Annotated in this window: 17 protein-coding genes; 10 read left to right on the top strand and 7 right to left on the bottom strand. The window is 67.4% G+C overall.

The features are described 5' to 3' along the window. The first annotated feature begins 25 nt into the window (after positions 1-25). The 7 genes from AC0Z6F_RS19515 to hglS all read left to right on the top strand — a co-directional run bounded on the left by AC0Z6F_RS19515 (position 26) and on the right by hglS (position 6,367). A complete protein-coding gene (locus AC0Z6F_RS19515) occupies positions 26-1,579 on the top strand; it encodes a serine hydrolase domain-containing protein (protein ID WP_485618183.1) in 1,554 nt (517 codons plus the stop codon). Beyond that, entirely contained in the window at positions 1,512-2,225 is a 714-nt protein-coding gene (locus AC0Z6F_RS19510) for a M15 family metallopeptidase (protein ID WP_485618182.1), read from the top strand. Before AC0Z6F_RS19515 ends, AC0Z6F_RS19510 begins: the two co-directional genes overlap by 68 nt. A gap of 232 nt (positions 2,226-2,457) precedes the next feature. After that, a complete protein-coding gene (locus tag AC0Z6F_RS19505; RefSeq protein ID WP_012509861.1) occupies positions 2,458-2,829 on the top strand; it encodes a hypothetical protein in 372 nt (123 codons plus the stop codon). A 232-nt stretch (positions 2,830-3,061) separates the two neighbouring features. Further along, complete coding sequence (locus tag AC0Z6F_RS19500) at positions 3,062-3,472, top strand: EF-hand domain-containing protein (protein WP_004139214.1); 411 nt, start codon at positions 3,062-3,064, stop codon at positions 3,470-3,472. A 95-nt stretch (positions 3,473-3,567) separates the two neighbouring features. After that, on the top strand, positions 3,568-4,320 hold the full coding sequence (locus tag AC0Z6F_RS19495) for an HAD family hydrolase (RefSeq protein WP_004139358.1): 753 nt from the start codon (positions 3,568-3,570) through the stop codon (positions 4,318-4,320). Positions 4,321-4,351: 31 nt separating this feature from the next. Beyond that, the gene (locus AC0Z6F_RS19490) at positions 4,352-4,840 is read left to right on the top strand and encodes a hypothetical protein (protein WP_485618179.1); all 489 of its coding nucleotides are present in this window, start codon (positions 4,352-4,354) and stop codon (positions 4,838-4,840) included. Positions 4,841-5,002: 162 nt separating this feature from the next. Next, on the top strand, positions 5,003-6,367 hold the full coding sequence (hglS, locus tag AC0Z6F_RS19485; RefSeq protein WP_448122491.1) for a 2-oxoadipate dioxygenase/decarboxylase HglS: 1,365 nt from the start codon (positions 5,003-5,005) through the stop codon (positions 6,365-6,367). Between the two features lie 119 nt (positions 6,368-6,486). Here hglS and scpC read toward each other — a convergent pair whose 3' ends face one another. After that, positions 6,487-8,001 (bottom strand): succinyl-CoA:acetate CoA-transferase ScpC, encoded by a 1,515-nt coding sequence (gene scpC / locus AC0Z6F_RS19480; protein ID WP_094000597.1) that lies wholly within the window; start codon positions 7,999-8,001, stop codon positions 6,487-6,489. A gap of 386 nt (positions 8,002-8,387) precedes the next feature. On the opposite strand from scpC, the gene glnE reads away from it, so the two are divergent. Continuing rightward, positions 8,388-11,183, top strand: coding sequence for a bifunctional [glutamate--ammonia ligase]-adenylyl-L-tyrosine phosphorylase/[glutamate--ammonia-ligase] adenylyltransferase (gene glnE / locus AC0Z6F_RS19475; protein WP_485618175.1), 2,796 nt, complete (start codon positions 8,388-8,390; stop codon positions 11,181-11,183). Between the two features lie 331 nt (positions 11,184-11,514). Here the strand turns inward: glnE and AC0Z6F_RS19470 are convergent, their stop codons facing one another. The 6 genes from AC0Z6F_RS19470 to AC0Z6F_RS19445 form a co-directional block, all read right to left on the bottom strand. Continuing rightward, a complete protein-coding gene (locus tag AC0Z6F_RS19470; protein WP_485618173.1) occupies positions 11,515-12,075 on the bottom strand; it encodes a queuosine precursor transporter in 561 nt (186 codons plus the stop codon). Positions 12,076-12,150: 75 nt separating this feature from the next. Next, complete coding sequence (locus AC0Z6F_RS19465) at positions 12,151-12,666, bottom strand: hypothetical protein (RefSeq protein ID WP_485618171.1); 516 nt, start codon at positions 12,664-12,666, stop codon at positions 12,151-12,153. A 32-nt stretch (positions 12,667-12,698) separates the two neighbouring features. Further along, positions 12,699-13,202: a hypothetical protein gene (locus AC0Z6F_RS19460; RefSeq protein WP_485618169.1), complete on the bottom strand. Its 504-nt coding sequence runs from the start codon at positions 13,200-13,202 to the stop codon at positions 12,699-12,701. A 19-nt stretch (positions 13,203-13,221) separates the two neighbouring features. Next, entirely contained in the window at positions 13,222-14,073 is an 852-nt protein-coding gene (locus AC0Z6F_RS19455) for a DUF2145 domain-containing protein (protein ID WP_485618167.1), read from the bottom strand. 48 nt (positions 14,074-14,121) lie between these two features. Further along, the gene (locus tag AC0Z6F_RS19450; RefSeq protein WP_004139505.1) at positions 14,122-14,349 is read right to left on the bottom strand and encodes a hypothetical protein; all 228 of its coding nucleotides are present in this window, start codon (positions 14,347-14,349) and stop codon (positions 14,122-14,124) included. Positions 14,350-14,498: 149 nt separating this feature from the next. Further along, positions 14,499-15,464, bottom strand: a complete 966-nt coding sequence (locus AC0Z6F_RS19445; protein ID WP_180838267.1) for a mitochondrial fission ELM1 family protein — start codon at positions 15,462-15,464, stop codon at positions 14,499-14,501. A gap of 120 nt (positions 15,465-15,584) precedes the next feature. On the opposite strand from AC0Z6F_RS19445, the gene AC0Z6F_RS19440 reads away from it, so the two are divergent. Continuing rightward, on the top strand, positions 15,585-16,175 hold the full coding sequence (locus tag AC0Z6F_RS19440; protein WP_346486421.1) for a malonic semialdehyde reductase: 591 nt from the start codon (positions 15,585-15,587) through the stop codon (positions 16,173-16,175). 86 nt (positions 16,176-16,261) lie between these two features. Next, entirely contained in the window at positions 16,262-16,969 is a 708-nt protein-coding gene (locus tag AC0Z6F_RS19435; protein WP_012509871.1) for a YceI family protein, read from the top strand. Positions 16,970-17,322 lie beyond the last annotated feature (353 nt).

Below are 17,322 nucleotides of genomic sequence, written 5' to 3'. Positions count from 1 at the left end.
CGCGGGCAATGGAGGCGCTGCCCGCATGCACCATCTGCTGATCCTCGCAGCGGCACTGACCGCTCCTTCCGCTTCGGCGGCCGATACCGCATCCATCGATGCGGATGTCGCCGCCGTGGTCCGCGTCGAGCATCTGCCCGGGTTGGCCATGGCGGTGGTCGAGAACGGTCAGGTGGTCCATCGCCATGTGGAAGGTACGCGTGGTGATGGAGGTCGCATCGATGAGGACACGCTGTTCAAGATTGCCTCCAACAGCAAGGCGATGACCGCCGCGCTGCTGGCACGGCTGGTGCAACAGGGCAAGCTGCGCTGGGACGATCCAGTGCAGCGGCATCTGCCAGGCTTCCGCATGCATGACGCGTGGGTCGGCCGGCAGATGCAGGTGCGCGATCTGCTGATCCACAACAGTGGGCTCGGCCTGGGTGCCGGTGATCTGATGCTGTGGCCGGAACCGAATGCGTTCACCCGCGCCGACATCATTGCCGGACTGGCGCACCTGAAGCCGGTCAGCAGCTTCCGCAGCCACTATGCCTACGACAACCTGATGTACGTGGTGGCCGGCGAAGTGGCCGCTGTTGCCGGTGGCAAGCCGTACGACCAACTGATGCGCGAGCAGGTGTTTGAACCACTCGGCATGACGCGCTGCCAGGTGGGGGCGTGGTCGGTGAAGCGCGTGGGCAACGTGGCGCAGCCGCATGCCTGGCGCGGAGATCGCAATGAGGTGGTGAACGCCGACGGTGAGACCAGCCCTGACCTGCCGTCGATGGCAGCCGGCGGCATCCGCTGTTCCCTGCGTGACATGACGCGTTGGATGCAGGTGCTGCTGGATCCTGCGCTGGTACCGGATTGGCTGGGCAGAGAGCAGCGGCGCACGCTGTGGACCCTGCACATGCCGATGCCATTGGGTGAGCGCCAGCGGCGCTGGGACAACGCGCACTTCTACGGCTACGGCTATGGCTGGCGCGTGTCTGACATGGATGGGCAGTGGAAGGTGGCGCACACCGGCACGCTGTCGGGCATGTACTCGTCGCTGGCGCTGCTGCCCGACCGCAAGGTGGGCGTGGTGATGCTGATCAATGGCGAAGGCGAGGATGCGCGTGTCGCGTTGATGCAGGCCGCGCTGAAGCGCTTCACCGCGCCAGATGAAGCGCGGCCTGCGATGGAGTACCTGGCCGAATTGAAGGCGGACCAGGCAACGCGGGCGGCGACCGGCCATTCGCGGCCGTCCACCGTTGCGGCGCAGGAGACGAGCCGCACGGATCTGCCACGCTGGCAGGGCCGTTACCGCGATCCGTGGCTGGGTCCGGCCTCACTGTGCCCGGGCGCGGACGGCCTGCGCTTCAGCGTGGACAAGTCGCCAAAGCTGCGGGCCACGGTGCTGCAGTTGCAGGGGCGTTGGCTGCTGCGCTGGGATACGCTGGGCGAAGACGCACAGGCCTGGCTGCAGCCCGGTGCCGGTGCGCCGCCCACGCTGGACCTGCGTGCCATCGACCCGGACATCGACTTCAGCTATGACTTCCAGGATCTGCATTTCACTCGTACTGGCGACTGCGCTGGCAGCGACCACCCGCGCCGCTGAGCCACCGCGCGTTTCACCGGCCACTGATGCCGCCAGCGCCGGATTGGTGGAGATCCGCACGTTGTCGCCAGGCATCAACATGGACATCCGCTACGCCGGCGCCAACAACTTCACCGGTGCGCGCGTGCCGGGCTACGAGGCGCCGTCCTGCTATCTGCTGGCGCCGGTGGCGAAGGCGCTGGCGCAGGTGGAACAGGACCTGCGCGCGGATGGCTTTGGCCTGCGCCTCTACGACTGCTACCGGCCGGTACGTTCGGTGCAGGCCTTCATGGCCTGGGTGAACGACCCCAGCGAGCTTTCGCGGAAGGCGCTGCAGTACCCGGATCTGGACAAGCCACGGTTGCTGGCCGACGGCTACATCGCCGAGCGCTCCGGCCATAGCCGCGGCGCCACGGTCGATCTCGGTCTGCTGGACTGCCGCAACGGCCGCTGCAAGCCGATCGACATGGGTACCGACTTCGATTTCTTCGGCCCACGTGCGCATACGCAGGCGAGCGGACTGAGCGATGCACAGCAGGCCAATCGGCAGCAGCTGGTAAGCGCGATGGCCCGGCGAGGCTTCGCCAACTACCCGAAGGAGTGGTGGCACTACACCCTGCAGCCCGAACCGGACCCCGGCACCGCATACGACGTCCCCGTGCGGTAGGGACATCGGCAGAGGGGCGCCGCTGTTGGTAGGTGTCGACCTTGGTCGACACGGTAGATCCACGCCATGCGTGGACGCCTTTCGTTCAATCATCGGAGTACTCGATTTCGATGGAGATTTCGTCCACGCATGGCGTGGATCTACCAGAAACCGGATTGGCGCGATGGCGCGCAGCAGGGCGCCGCCCTGCCGATACCCTTACACTGGCCGCCATCCCACCGTTGCCCACCCGATGAACCTTCCCCTGCACTTCGGCCTGCTCGGTACCCTCGAAGCGGGCGCCATCGCCCTGCTGGTCGGGCTGCTGGTGTACTTCCTGTGGTCGCAGCTGTGCCGGCTGCTGCACTGGACGGTCGGCCACGCCATCGGCTGGTCGTGTGTCATCGCCGTGATCATCTCCGCCGGCATCGATGCCTGGAAGCTGTTCTACATGGGCATCGTGCGTCTGGAGTCGCCCCTGTATGCGCGCCTTTTCCTCGCCACCATCCACGATCCGAACGAACTCGGCAGCCGCGTAGTGCTGGAAATCGCCGGTGCGCTTGCCGGTGTTGCCCTCGGCTGGGTGATGTTCAGTTCGCGGTCATCGGCGCAGAACGTCGACTGACGCAGGTTTTTCGTTCGCTGCCGGTTAAATCAGGCAGCGCTGAATGCGCAGCTTATGAGCCACTCACTTCGTGCTAACCACCGCGCTAAAGCATGCGCGTAGGCCAGTGGTTAATCGTGCGTGTTGACGCCGGTCGCGAGGCAAAATCGATTCAGAAACGCGGTGGCAGGGTAGGTGCCGTGCGGAGACAACACGCCGCGCAACACCACCCAATTGGTAGGAGACACCCCTGATGACTATTCGCAACCGCAAGCCCCTGATCGCCCTGATCGTCGCCGCCGGCAGCGTGCTGGCCATTCCGGCGATGGCCCAGTCGGCCAAGCAGCAGGCCGCGCAGGCACAGAACGAGGCTGCACAGGCGCAGCAGTCGGCGGCACAGGCAGGGCAGGCGGCTGACCAGGCGACCAATGCGGCCGCAGCGGCTTCGGCACAGGCCAATGGCGGTGGCCAGACCTGGGCCAGCATCGATACCGATGGCAACGGCACCATCAGCAAGACCGAGGCGCAGGTGAACGCCGGCCTCGCCCAGGTGTTCGACCAGGCCGATACCAACAAGGACGGCGAGCTGAGCGCCGATGAGTACAAGGCCTACGTGGCCGCCCAGCAGGCCGGTGCAGGTGCCGGCGCGGCGCAGGGCCGCTGATCCACGCCTGATTCGGGAAGACCGGTGCATGGGGACCCGGGCGGCTGCGGCCGCCCGGGTTTTTCTCGTCAACGCCGCCCCTGTATCCTTGGCCGATGAATACCCCCACGCCTGCGCCGTCGCGCGCCATCGGCCTGGTCGGTTTTGACGGTGACGATACGCTGTGGAAGAGCGAGGACTACTACCGCAAGGCCGAGCAGGATTATCTTGACCTGCTGTCGCGCTATGTCGACGTGCATGACACCCAGACCGCGCGTCACCTGCTGGAAGTGCAGCAGCGCCATCTGGGTACCTTCGGCTACGGCGTGAAGAGCATGACGCTGTCGATGATCGAAGCGGCCATCGACATCACCGGCCAGCGCATCGAGGCCAAGGACATCCAGCGCATCCTGGAGATCGGCCACGACACCCTGCGCCACCCGGTCGAGCTGATCGACGGCGTGCGTGAAGCAGTGGCTGCGATCGCCGAAGATTATCCGGTGGTGCTGATCACCAAGGGCGACCTGTTCCACCAGGAAGCCAAGATCAAGGTCGCCAATCTCGCCGAGCTGTTCCCGCGCATCGAGATCGTCTCGGAGAAGGACCCGGAAACCTACGCCCGCGTGCTGGCCGAATTCGACCTGCCGATGCAGCGCTTCGTGATGGTCGGCAACTCGCTGCGTTCGGACATCGAACCAGTGGTGACCCTGGGCGGCTGGGGCGTGCATACCCCGTACGCAGTGACCTGGGCCCACGAGACCCAGCACGGCGTGGCCGACGACGAACCGCGCATGGTCACCGCCGACACCGCCCACGATTGGCCGGCCGCACTGGCGGCGATCGAGGCCAAGGCCTCGGCGGCGGCCTGACAGGGCGCGGCGGCTGCGGCAGAATCGGGGCATGAACGTCCGACTGCGCGCACTGTTGTTGTCCCTGCTGCTGGCGCCGGCCACCGTGCTGGCCCAGCAGACCGCCGAGCGTTCGGCCGTCTACGAGGTGGAAACCGGTGACCGCTGGGTCGATGCCCAGCTGCAGGACATCAATCACTACGCCGAACGCTACCCGGACGCCTTCCTCGATGAAGTGTCGCGCTATGCCGGCGTGCCGCGCGGCTACATCAGCGCGCTGTTCACCACCCATGGCTGGCAGGCCGGGGACATCTACTTCGCCTGCTTCTGGGCCAAGGCCAGCGGCCAGACCTGCCGCGACAGCGTGCGCGCCTTCAGCCAGGACCCGGAGGGCGGCTGGGAGACGGTGGTGAAGCGCATGCCGACCAAGCCGGACAACCTGCATTACCGCGCCGTGCGCCATGCCATCGTGGCCAGCTACCAGCACTGGGACCGGCCAATCACCCTGGATGCCACGCTGAGGCGTCAGTTGAAGCGGTAGCGCCGGGCCACGCCCGGCGAGCGCGCAGCGCGGCCCTGGAATCCGCCGGGCATGGCCCGGCGCTACCCATATTTCTCATGTTGCTCTGCATATCGCCGCGGCCCCGCGCTCCGGCGACAATAGGGATTCTCGCTGTTCCCCGTTCCCGTAATCGAGTGACTGATGAGCGCCTCTTTCGTTTCGCCTGATGTGATCCGCCGCCTGTTCGCGCAGGCCATGTCCCGCATGTACCGCACCGAAGTGCCGCTGTACGGCACGCTGGTGGAACTGGTGGAGCGGATCAACGCGCAGGTGCTGGAGCAGGATCCGGCACTGGCCGCACAGCTGCAGCGCAACGACGAGCGTGCGCGCCTGGATGAAGAGCGCCACGGCGCGATCCGGGTCGGCACCGTGCAGGAACTGGCCACGCTGCGCCGCCTGTTCGCGGTGATGGGCATGTACCCGGTGGGCTACTACGATCTGTCCGTGGCCGGCGTCCCGGTGCACTCCACCGCGTTCCGCCCGCTCACCGGTGCCGCGCTGGCGCAGAACCCGTTCCGCGTGTTCACCTCGCTGCTGCGCCTGGAGCTGATCGAAGACGAAACCCTGCGTGCCGAGTCGGCAAAGATCCTGGCACGTCGCCGCATCTTCACCGACGGCGCGCTGGCGCTGATCGACCAGGCCGAGCGTGACGGCGGGCTGTCGCAGGCCGACGCCGAGCGCTTTGTCGATGAAGCCTTGGAAACCTTCCGTTGGCACGGCGATGCCACCGTCGATCTGCCGACCTACCACGCGCTGCACAACGCGCACCGGCTGGTGGCCGACGTGGTCAGCTTCCGCGGCCCGCACATCAACCACCTGACCCCGCGCACGCTGGACATCGATGCCGCGCAGGCCGCGATGATCGAATACGGCATGGCCGCCAAGGCGGTGATCGAAGGCCCGCCGCGCCGCGCCTGCCCGATCCTGCTGCGGCAGACCAGTTTCAAGGCACTGGAAGAAGCCGTGCAGTTCCCGGACAGCGAAGGTGGCGATGCCGGTACGCATACCGCGCGCTTCGGCGAGATCGAACAGCGTGGCCTTGCGCTGACCCCGAAGGGCCGCGCGCTGTACGACCAGCTGCTGTCGCAGGCACGCGATGCCGGTGGCGAAGGCAGCACTGGTGGCGACTACGGCCAGCGCCTGCAGGCGGTGTTCGCCAGCTTCCCGGATGACCATGACACGCTGCGCCAGGAAGGCCTGGGCTATTACCGCTACCAGCTGACCGACGCTGGCCGCGCTGCGCCGGAACGCGTGGCTGATCTGCCAGCTGAAGTGCTGGTGGCCGCGGGCCTGGCCACCGCCGACCCGATCGTCTACGAGGATTTCCTGCCGGTCAGTGCCGCAGGCATCTTCCAATCGAACCTGGGCGGTGAAGAACAGCGCGCCTATGCCGCACATGCCAACCGCGAAGCCTTCGAGCAGGCGCTGGGCGTGGCGGTGAATGACGAGTTCGAGATCTACGAGCGGCTGCAGGCCGAATCGCTGGCGGCGCTGCGCACCGCGTGAAGGTAGAGCCGGCCGCTGGCCGGCTGTTCTGGGGAGCCGGCCAGCGGCCGGCTCTACCCGATTTCCGTACCTGGGGTCAGAGCCCTTTCCAATGGAAAGGGATCCGACCCCGACGGCGATCAGCCCTTCATCGTGCCGGTATCCAGCCAACGCTGGTGCCACGACAACGCTTCCGGCAGCAGGTGCGGGGTGTGCTTGCCGTAGCTCTCGCGGCTGGCACGGTCGAAGTAGTCCTGCAGCTGCGGGCGGAAATCCGGATGCGCGCAGTTGTCGATCAGCACCTGTGCGCGCTTGCGCGGGGTCAGGCCACGCAGGTCGGCCAGGCCCTGTTCGGTCACGATCACCGACACATCGTGCTCGGTGTGGTCCACATGGCTGGCCATCGGCACGATCGCCGAGATGGTGCCGTTCTTGGCGGTGGACGGGCTCAGGAACGCCGACAGGAAGCCGTTGCGGGCGAAGTCACCGGAACCGCCGATGCCGTTCATGATCCGCGTGCCCATCACGTGCGTCGAATTGACGTTGCCGTAGATGTCCACCTCGATCATGCCGTTCATGCCGATGCAGCCGAGGCGGCGCACCAGTTCCGGATGGTTGGAGATTTCCTGCGTGCGCATGATGATGCGCTCGCGGTAGAAATCGATGTTTTCCTTGAACGTCTCGTTGGCCTGCGGGCTCAGCGCGAAGCCGGTGCACGAGGCGTAGCTCAGCACGCCGTCGCGCAGCAGGTCGAGCATGCCGTCCTGGATCACTTCGGTGAACGCGGCCAGGTCGCGGAAACCGCTCTTGGCCAGGCCGGCCAGCACCGCGTTCGGGATGTTGCCCACGCCCGATTGCAGCGGCAGCAGGTTCGGCGGCAGGCGGCCCTTCTTCACTTCGTGCTGCAGGAACTCGATCAGGTGCGATGCGATCTGCTCGCTGGTCGCATCGATCGGGCTGAACGGGCTGTTGCGGTCCGGGCCGTTGGTACGCACCACGGCCACGATCTTGTCCGGGTCGCAGCGCAGCGCGGTGTCACCGATGCGGTCGTTGGCGTTCACCAGCGGAATCGGCTTGCGGTGCGGTGGCAGCGCCGTGCCGTAGTAGATGTCATGCATGCCGTCGACGCCGGCCGGCTGCCATTCGTTGACCTCGACGATCACCTTCTTCGCCAGGTCCAGCCAGGTCTTGTTGTTGCCGACCGAGGTGGAGGGCACCAACGAGCCATCTTCGCGGATGGCCGAGACTTCGATCACCGCGGTATCGATCTCGCCATAGAAACCGAACCACACGTGCTGGGCAACGTGGCTGAGGTGGATGTCGATGTAATCCAGCTTGCCCTCGTTGATGCGGTTGCGCGCATCCGGGTCGCTCTGGAAAGGCATGCGCATGGCGATGCCATCGGCCTTGGCCAGCGCGCCATCGAGTTCCGGCGCAGTGGAGGCGCCGGTCATCAGGCTGATCTGGAAGGGCAGGCCCTGGGCGTGCACCGCTTCGATGCGGCGGGCCAGTTCGACGGGAACGGCCTTGGGGTAACCAGAGCCGGTAAAGCCGCTCATGGCCACGGTTTCACCGGGCTGGATCAGCGCGGCTGCGGCCTCGGCGGAGACCACGCGGTCACGAAGACGCGCGTTGGCGATGCGATCAACAGACATGACGACACGTGTTGCTGGGGGGAATCCCGATTATCGGCCATCCCCCGCCGTACGGGGGGTTCTACCTTCGTGGAATGGTTTTTCCCCGGGGGCTCACCCAAACCCGTCGGTTTTGTTTTGCAGTGCAGCGTGCAAAGTGCTTTCGCAGCCCGCACGATGGACCTGCATCCCGACGTGGGGGAGGGAGCAGAGCCCGCTGGCAGTTCGCTGCAAGCGGGCTTTTTTATTGCCTGTCGTCCAGTATGAATGCGCGGTTCCCATCGGGGGTCGGATCCTTTTGCCACAGGCAAAAGGCTCTGACCCCACCAGGGGCATCAACCGGCGGCATCTCGGGGTCAGAGCCCTTCGCCGTTGGCAAAGGGATCCGACCCCGCGAGAATCAGCCCATGACCCTCGCCCCCGCTGACCTGCCCGCCTCCCTGCAGCCTCTTGTCGACCGCGCTCTGGCGCGCCTGGCCCAGGTCCTGCCCGAGCCCGTTCCGACCGATCTGTTGCCGCTGCTGACCCGGCTGGCGGTGACCAGTGACTTCGCGCTGGACACCCTGGTGCGGCAACCGGCCTTGCTGGCGCAGCTGGCCGCCCCAGGCTGCCCGCCGATCCCGGCGCCGGTGCTCGATCCGCTGCAGCCCAGCGACTGGCCGGCGCAGATCCGGCGCTGGCGCACCGCGATGTCCACACGGCTGATCTGGCGCGACCTGGCCGGCCTCGACGACGTGCCGCAGACCCTCGCAGGTGCCACCACGCTGGCCGAGGACTGCCTGCGGCTGGCACTGGACGCCCTGCAGCAGGAATTCGCCCAGCGCCACGGTGTGATCGCCGATGAACACGGCATCCCGCAGCAGCTGGTGGTGTTCGGCCTCGGCAAGCTCGGCGGTGGCGAGCTCAACTTCAGTTCCGATGTGGATCTGGTCTACGCCTACCCGCAGGGCGGCGAATCGGACGGCCCGCGCCCGCTGGCCGCCGAAGAATATTTCGCCCGCCTCGGCCAGCGCCTGGCCAAGCTGCTGGACGAAACCACCGTCGATGGCTTCAGCCACCGCGTCGATCTGCGCCTGCGCCCGTTCGGCAGCGCCGGTCGGGTCGCGCTGTCGTTCGCGGCGATGGACCAGTATTTCCAGCGCGAGGGCCGCGACTGGGAACGCTATGCTTGGCTGAAGGCGCGCGCGGTGGCCGGTGACATCGATGCCGGCGAGGCGTGGCTGCAGACCCTGCGCCCGTTCGTGTACCGCCGCTACCTGGATTTCACCGCGCTCGATGGCCTGCGCGAAATGAAGGCGGCCATCACCGCCGAAGTCGCACGCCGCGAACTGCACGACGACATCAAGCGCGGCGCCGGTGGCATCCGCGAGATCGAATTCCTGTGCCAGGCGCTGCAGCTGATCCGCGGTGGTCGCGAACCGGCATTGCGCGAGCGTCGGCTGCTGGTGGCGCTGGAGGCACTGGTGGCCGCCGGGCAGATCGCGACTGAGGATGGCAACGCGCTGCGCGAGGCCTACCTGTTCCTGCGCCGGCTGGAAAACCGCCTGCAGATGCTGCGTGACGCGCAGACCCACGTGCTGCCCAGCGACGCGCTTGACCGCGAACGCATCGCTGTTGGGCTCGGGTATCCGGACTGGGAGGTGCTGCGCGCGGCGCTGGCCGTGCAGCAGCAACGGGTCAGTACCGAATTCGCCGCACTGCTGGCACCGCGCAAGGGCCAGGCCGCGCCCGATGCACTGGCCAACTATTGGCGCAGCCTGCCCGAAGGCAGCAATGCACCACTGCTGGCCGAAGCCGGTTTCCTCGATGCCAACGGCGCCGACCAGTCGCTGCGCGACTTCGCCCAAGGCACCGGCGTGAAGTCGTTGTCCGATGCCGCGCGTGCGCGGCTGGATCGCGTGCTGCCCGCGCTGCTGCATGCGGCCACGCGCTCGCCACAGCCCGATGCCGCGCTCAAGCGCGTGCTTGGCCTGCTGCAGGCGGTGCTGCGCCGGACGAGCTATCTCGCCTTGCTGGACGAACAGCCCAGCGCACTGGCGCGGCTGGTGGACGTGCTGGCGCGCAGCGCGCTGCTGGCCGAACGGTTGGCGGCGTATCCGCTGCTGCTGGACGAACTGCTGGACGTGCGCGTGTCCGGGCCGATGCCGGATGCCGCCAGCATGCTGGCCGAGTGCCAGCAGGTGCTGGCGGTGGAAGATCCCGAATCCGCGCTGCGCTGGCTCAATGAAACGCGGCTGGCACTCAGCTTCCGCATGGCGATGGCCACGCTGGATGGCCGCCAGGGTGCGGTGGACAGCACCCGGCAACTGGCCGAGCTGGCGCAGGCCGTGGTGGTCACCGTGTTGGCGATGGCCGAAGCGGACATGCATGCCGCACACGGCGAGATTCCCGGCGGGCGTTTTGCGATCATCGGCTACGGCAGCCTTGGTGGGCTTGAACTGGGCTTCGGTTCCGATCTGGACCTGGTGTTCCTGCACGACAACCCGGCCGGCGTGGATGCCAGTGATGGCGCGCGTCCGCTGGAGCCGGGGCGCTGGTATGCACGCCTGGCGCAGAAGGTGATGGCGCTGCTCGGTGCGGTGACCGCCGCCGGGCGCCTGTACGACATCGACGTGCGCCTGCGCCCTGATGGTGGCAAGGGTTCGCTGGTGTCTTCGTTGGCCAGTTACACCGAATACCAGCGCGAACGCGCGTGGACCTGGGAACACCAGGCGCTGGTGCGCGCGCGTGGCGTGGCCGGCGATGCCAGCCTGCTGGCCGACTTCGAGCAGGTGCGTGCGCAGACGCTTGGGCGTGAGCGCGACACGGGTGTGCTGTACGCGGACGTGCTGAAGATGCGCGGCCGCATGCGCACCGAACTGGACCGCAGCGATGCCGCGCGGCTGGACCTGAAGCAGGGCGCGGGTGGCGTGGTGGACCTGGAGTTCCTGCTGCAGACCGGCGTGTTGGCGCGTAGCGCGCAGCATGCAGCGCTGCTGCAGCCGCGCGACACGCCGTCGTTGATCGATGCGCTGGCCGTTGCCGGTTTCCTGCCGGAAGACACCGCGCAGGCGCTGCACGGAGCACATGCCACGCTGCTGGATGTTGGGCTGGCCTGCACGCTGGATCGACGTCCACGACTGGCACCGACCACGCCCGCGATTGAAGAGGCATGTGCCGCGATTACCGCCGCGTGCATCGCCGCGGAGCTGCCGTTCGCCTGAGTGGGTGCAAATGCTGCAACAACTTTGGGTGGGTGCCGACCGTTGGTCGGCACAATCTGTCGGCAGCGATGGGTTCTGCAGGGCGTGCCGACCAACGGTCGGCACCCACCGGATCAATGGTCCTGCGGATGGCCCACCGGATCAATGGCCCTGCGATGGCCCGCCGGATCAATGATCTGAGCGTTGGCCCGCTGTTGGTAGGTGCCGACCGTTGGTCGGCACAATCTGTCGGCAGCGATGAACTCTGATGGAACGTGCCGACCAACGGTCGGCACCCACCGGGTTCAAGGTGTGTGCCAACCAAGGTTGGCAGCTACCAGAGCAACGGCGGTCAGCTGGTGGTGCGCAGCGGCGCCATCTTCCACAACAGCGCGCGGAACGGGGCCAGCAGGCAGACGCCAATCGCCAGCTTCACCGCCAGGTCGCCGGCAGCCCAGCTCACCCACGGCAGGGTCGAACCGGCAAACGCGATCGACCAGAAAATGGTGGTATCCACCGTCGCACTGCAGGTGGTGGCCACCATCGGTGCGCGCCACCAGCTGCCACGGCGCAGGCGGTCGAACACGGTGATGTCCAGCAGCTGGGCCACGATGAAGGCCGAGCACGAGGCAATGGCGATGCGCGGGGTGGCCACCCAGATCGACAGCAGCACCGCCACCGCGAAACCAATCCACGCCACGCGGCGGGCAGGGCCCGGGCCGAAGCGGCGGTTGATCAGGTTGCTGACCAGGAACGCGACCGGGTAACTGAAAGCACCCCACGTCAGCCAATCGTTGATCGGGTACTGCACCAGTACGTTGGACAGCAGCACCACCGCGCCCATGGCCAGCACCGCCAGCACCAGGGCGCGCGGGGTCAGCGAGGCAAACACAGGGGCAGGACGCACGGACATGGCGAGCCAGGGGGACAAAGGGGATCGCCCATTATCCGCCCGGCCCGCGGCAATGCCAAAACCGGCCGTTCAGCTTTACAGCGTTTCGCTCATCACATCGCCGGCGGCATAGGCGGTCGGCACATAGGCCAGCGCCTGGCCCTGCGCGCTCTTCACGGTCCAGCCGGCACCCGCGTCGGTCGGGTCGAAGCGCACCTGCTGGCCGACGACGAAACCGGCAATCGGGTCATCGCCTGCAGCCGCCGGCCATTGCAGCGTTGCGGTCTGGTCGGCCTTGCCGGGCACCTGCAGGTGCACCTGGCGATCACCGGCTGGCGTGGTGGCGACCTGCTTCACTTCCATCGGTGGCAGCGGCACCGCCGGCGTGCGTGCGGCGACCTTGCCGTTGCGCTCGCTGGCCTTGAACGGGGCCTTGGACAGTTCGGCCAGTCCCATCGACGTGGCCAACGGAATCGACAGCACGATCAGCGACGTGACCAGCACGCTGGTCTGGCCGCTGTTCAACTGCGGCGCGGCGCCGGCATGGACGGTGGGCACCGCCAGCGCCGAAAGCAGCAGGGCAGTGGCGGGAACGCGCAGGCAACGGAACATGGAGACCTCCTGGTCAGGGTGGGGACGGCGGCTCAGCGCCGGGTATCGAAGATGTCGCGCGGGCCGGTGGCCTCGGGTAGATATTCCAGTGGACGGCCCTGGTTGTCCTTCAGCTGCCAGCCCTGGTCGGCGCCGGTCGGTTCGAAGTTCACGGTCTGGCCCACGGTGAACTGCACGGCGGGATCGCCGATGCCGCGCGGGTACTGCATCGATGCGGTGTTCTGCGGGTCGTTGGCATCGCGCAGCAGCACTTCGCGGCGGCCATCCACGGTGGTGGCGATCGCACTCACCTGCATCTGCGGCAGCTTGATCTGCTGCGGGCGGGCCAGCGGCTGGCCAGCGTCGGCGGCATCCTGGGCTTCCTTCGCCGCCGCCGCGCGGGCCGACGTCACCATCTGTGTGGACATCTCCAGGCTCGGTCCCTGCGGGCCCGGGTCGTGGATGATCACGATGCGGCGCTCTGCATGAGCGGCCGTGGACCAGGCCAGGCTTGCGACGATCAGCATCGACATCAGGACGGCGGGCAGGGTACGCATGTCGTTCTCCTTGCTGGATTCAGGGCGTGGCGGCGGCAGCACCAGCTACCGGCACGTGAGGGATCACCAGTTCCTGCTGCAGCTGGCTGCGCTGGTGCAGGAAATCGAACACCGATTCCACCGTCACCACCGAATAGTTGCCGGAGATGCGTTCGCCGGCCGGATGGTCAGTGGTGGTGGCGTTGGCCACGAACAGGCGCGCACCCACGCGCTTGCCGAGGCCGATATGCAGCACGCTGGGCTGGTACTTCTGCTGGCGCAGCCACTGCTGCGCCTGTTCGCGCTTGACGATGGCCGGCGCGCCTTCGGTCTGCGCCATCGCCGCGGCCAGCACTTCCAGCACCCACTGGTTGGAGTTCTGGTAGTCGGTGGCAAACGGGTAGGCAACCACGTTGTATTTGGTTTCGTGCAGCGCCTTCGGCTGGATCGACGGCGACACCAGCATCGCTTTCAACGCGGCACGCAGCGGCGCCGAGGGCACGCCGATGCGCAGGTCGGTATGGCCGCCGCTCTCGCCGACGAAGTTGCCCAGGCCCTCGTGGTACAGCTGCGAGCTGTCGGTCTTGCAGCGGTTGAGCAGGTGCATCGCGCGCCAGCGGCCGTCGTCCTCGCGCAGCAGGAAGGCCAGGTGGCTGTGGCGCAGGCCGTAGCGGCTCAGGTCCTGGCCACCGCGCGCGGCGACCACCACGTCCACATCGGGCAGCGCATCGAGACGCTCAGCGGTGGTCCAGGCCACGTCCAGCATCGCCGCCTGCGCGGCCACGCTCGGGTAGCGCTCGCGGCATTCGGTGCTGTTGGCCCAGGCCGGTGCGGTCGCCAGCAGGCTGGCGATCAGCAGCGCGGCGCGCGGCAGGTGGGAGAAACGATCCATGTCGATACCTTCAACGGCGGGCAGGCCCGCGCGCCGATCATACGCTGCTCAGCGCAGGGGACGATCCACGCCCTTGCGCTGGAGCTCCTTGTCGCAGGCATCGCTGATCGGGGCCACCGGCAGCGGTGGGCGCTGGCCCTTCGGATCGCGCAGCGCCGGTTGTTCGCGGTACGCGTCCAACTGCTGCTGGCATTGATACGAAATCGGATCCAGCTCGGTGGGCGTGGTGGAACAGGCAGCGAGCAGGGCCAGGGGCAGCAGGAGCAGGGTGCGCATGAAGACGTTCAGAGTGATGGGGGACGCTGGACTCTAACCGCGTAGCCGGATCGAAATGTTCAGAAATCGCTGCGCGGTCGGGTAGTGCCGGCCAGCGGCCGGCACTACCGTGATGCCAGGCGCCGAGGGTTGCCGGCCAGCGGCCGGCACTACCCCAATGCCAGGCGCTGCTTCACCTCTGCCGCCACCCGCGCGGTCTCGCGCAGCGGCTCGATACGGTCGTACTGCCAGTCCAGCCAGTGCGCCTGCAACCGCCCACGCTCGCGCAGCTGCTGCTGGAAACGCGCCAGCCGGCCCTGCACGGTATCGGCCAGCGCCACCATCACCGGCATGCGCGTGGCGCAGGCTTCAGACAGCAGGTTCACCGAATCGGGCGAGACCACCACGCGGTTGGCCCAGCCGAGCAGGCCGCCATAAGGATTCGTACCGTCGCCGCCGTCGCCCCAGATCACGTGCGGCAGGTCGGCGAACGTCGCGCGCAGGATCTCGGCCAAGGCCGGTGGCGTGCGCCGCGAGGTGGTGGCCAGTAGGCTGCCGCCCTCGCTGCGGATCTGCTCGGCCAACGCCTGGAACACGCCCACCATCGCGGTCTCGTCCCAGGGCGCCAGCGGTGTCGGCCCGCCCACCAGCAGCGCGGTGCGCGGGCCGGGCAGGGTACTGAAGCCGGCGAACGCGGCGCGGCCCCAGGCCAGCCAGTCATCGTCCACCGGGTTGAGGCTGCCGAGCAGGGTCAGTACGTTGCTGCCACGCAGGGCATCGTGTTCGGGCACCACCACCATGTCCCAGTGGCGGGCATTGATGCGCGGGTCGAGGATCTGCACCACCTGGCTGCCACGTGCGCGCAGCACGCGCAGTGCGCCGGCGGCCTGGCGGCCACAGCCGATCGCCAGCGGCGGTGCATCCGCGGCCAGCGTTGCGAATGCCTCGCCGTAGCCGTTCACATCACCAGGCAGCCGCCGCGGCGACAGCCAGCGCCAGGGTGCGCGGGGCTGCAGGACCAGCGGGCGATGGGTGCCCTGGCGCAGCGCAGAGGCCAGCGCGACCGCCTGGCGGACATTGCCGGCACGGCCGTCCGTGACCGTCCAAGGCGCACTCGATCGTTTCACCTGTGGCATTAATTCGTTTCAGCCCTGCTGGGTGTTGCAACAGTCGCGACACTCTACACTGCGGCTCGTCGTTTCGCCCCGCGCCGCCCGCGGGCACTGACTTCCCTTAGCCGCCCTGGAGATCCACCGATGTCCCACGCGCTCGACGCTGCTGCCCTCGACCAGCTGTTCCGTACTGCCCGCACCCAGAACGCCTTCCTCGACAAGCCGGTCCCGGCCAGCCTGTTGCAGGAACTGTACGACCTGGTGAAGTGGGGCCCGACCGCCGCCAACACCACGCCGGCCCGCTTCGTCTTCGTCACCTCGAAGGAAGCGAAGGCCAAGCTGGCCCCGGCCCTGTCCGAAGGCAACCACGACAAGACCATGGCCGCCCCGGTCACCGTCATCATCGGCTTCGACCTGGACTTCCACGAGAAGCTGCCGTACCTGTTCCCGCACACCGATGCCAAGGCCTGGTTCGACGGCCCGCGGGAAGGCCGCCACGAAGCCGCCATCCGCAACGGCAGCCTGCAGGGCGCCTACCTGATCCTGGCCGCACGCGCGCTGGGCCTGGATGCCGGCCCGATGTCCGGCTTCGATGCGGCCAAGGTGGATGAAGCCTTCTTCGCCGGCACCTCCATCAAGTCGAATTTCCTGGTCAACCTGGGTTACGGTGACTCGGCGGGCCTGTTCCCGCGTCTGCCGCGCCTGTCGTTCGACGAAGCGGCGCGCATCGCGTAAGTCGTTGTATCGGTTTCGGGCCTGCCGTCCCGTGGCAGGCTCTTGCTGCACCGTGTACCCACCCTACGATCCGGAGAGTTCCTCAGATGAGCGCCACCCGTAAACTGCTGCTGCCGCTGGCCCTGACCCTGGCCATCGCCGCCTGCTCCAAGCCGGCCGACACCGCTGCCCCGGCTGCTGACGCTGCCGCCCCGGCCACCACCGAACAGGCTGCCACCCCGGCTGCCGATGCCGCTGCCGCCGCGCCGGCCGCCGAAGCGATCCAGATCGCCTCGGGCACCTACAAGCTGGACCCGACCCACACCGACGTGCTGGCCCAGTGGAGCCACTTCGGCTTCTCCAACCCGAGCGCGCACTTCGGCAACGTTGAAGGCACCCTGGTGTACAACGCCGAAGACGTGACCAAGTCCACCGTGGAAGTGAAGCTGCCGCTGAGCGGCCTGAACAGCTTCACCGCCAAGTTCGACGAGCACCTGAAGAGCGCCGACTTCTTCGACGCCGCCAAGTTCGCCGATGCCACCTTCAAGAGCACCAAGGTGGAAGCCGCTGGCACCAACAAGCTGACCGTCACCGGCGACCTGACCATCAAGGGCATCACCAAGCCGGTCACCCTGGACGTCACCGTCAACGGCGGCGGCGAGCACCCGATGGCCAAGGTTCCGGCCGCCGGCTTCGATGCCACCACCACCCTGAAGCGCAGCGATTTCGGCGTCGGCGCGTATGCCCCGAACGTCAGCGATGAAGTGAAGATCCGCATCACCACCGAAGCCACCGGCGAAAAGCCGGCGGCTTGATGCACCGCACTCACTCGTCGTGAGAAGGCAGAAGGCCCGCTGAAAAGCGGGCCTTCTTTTTGGGGCGTGGGGGACGCCTTGGTAGGTGCCAACCTTGGTTGGCACACGAGCATTTCGCGGGCCAACCAAGGTTGGCCACTACCGGTTCGTGCAGGGCCGGAGAGTGCTTTGGAAGGTGCCAACCTTGGTTGGCACACGAGCACTCCGCGGGCCAACCAAGGTTGGCCACTACCGGTTCATGCAGGGCCGGAGAGTGCTTTGGTAGGTGCCAACCTTGGTTGGCACACGAGCATTTCGCGGGCCAACCAAGGTTGGCCACTACCGGTTCGTGCAGGGCCGGAGAGTGCTTTGGA

It is taken from the genome of Stenotrophomonas sp. 1L-E-5-B-C3 (genome assembly GCF_057292075.1).
The sequence above is the reverse complement of the archived record's forward strand: the minus strand, read 5'-3'. Positions and strand labels throughout refer to the sequence as shown.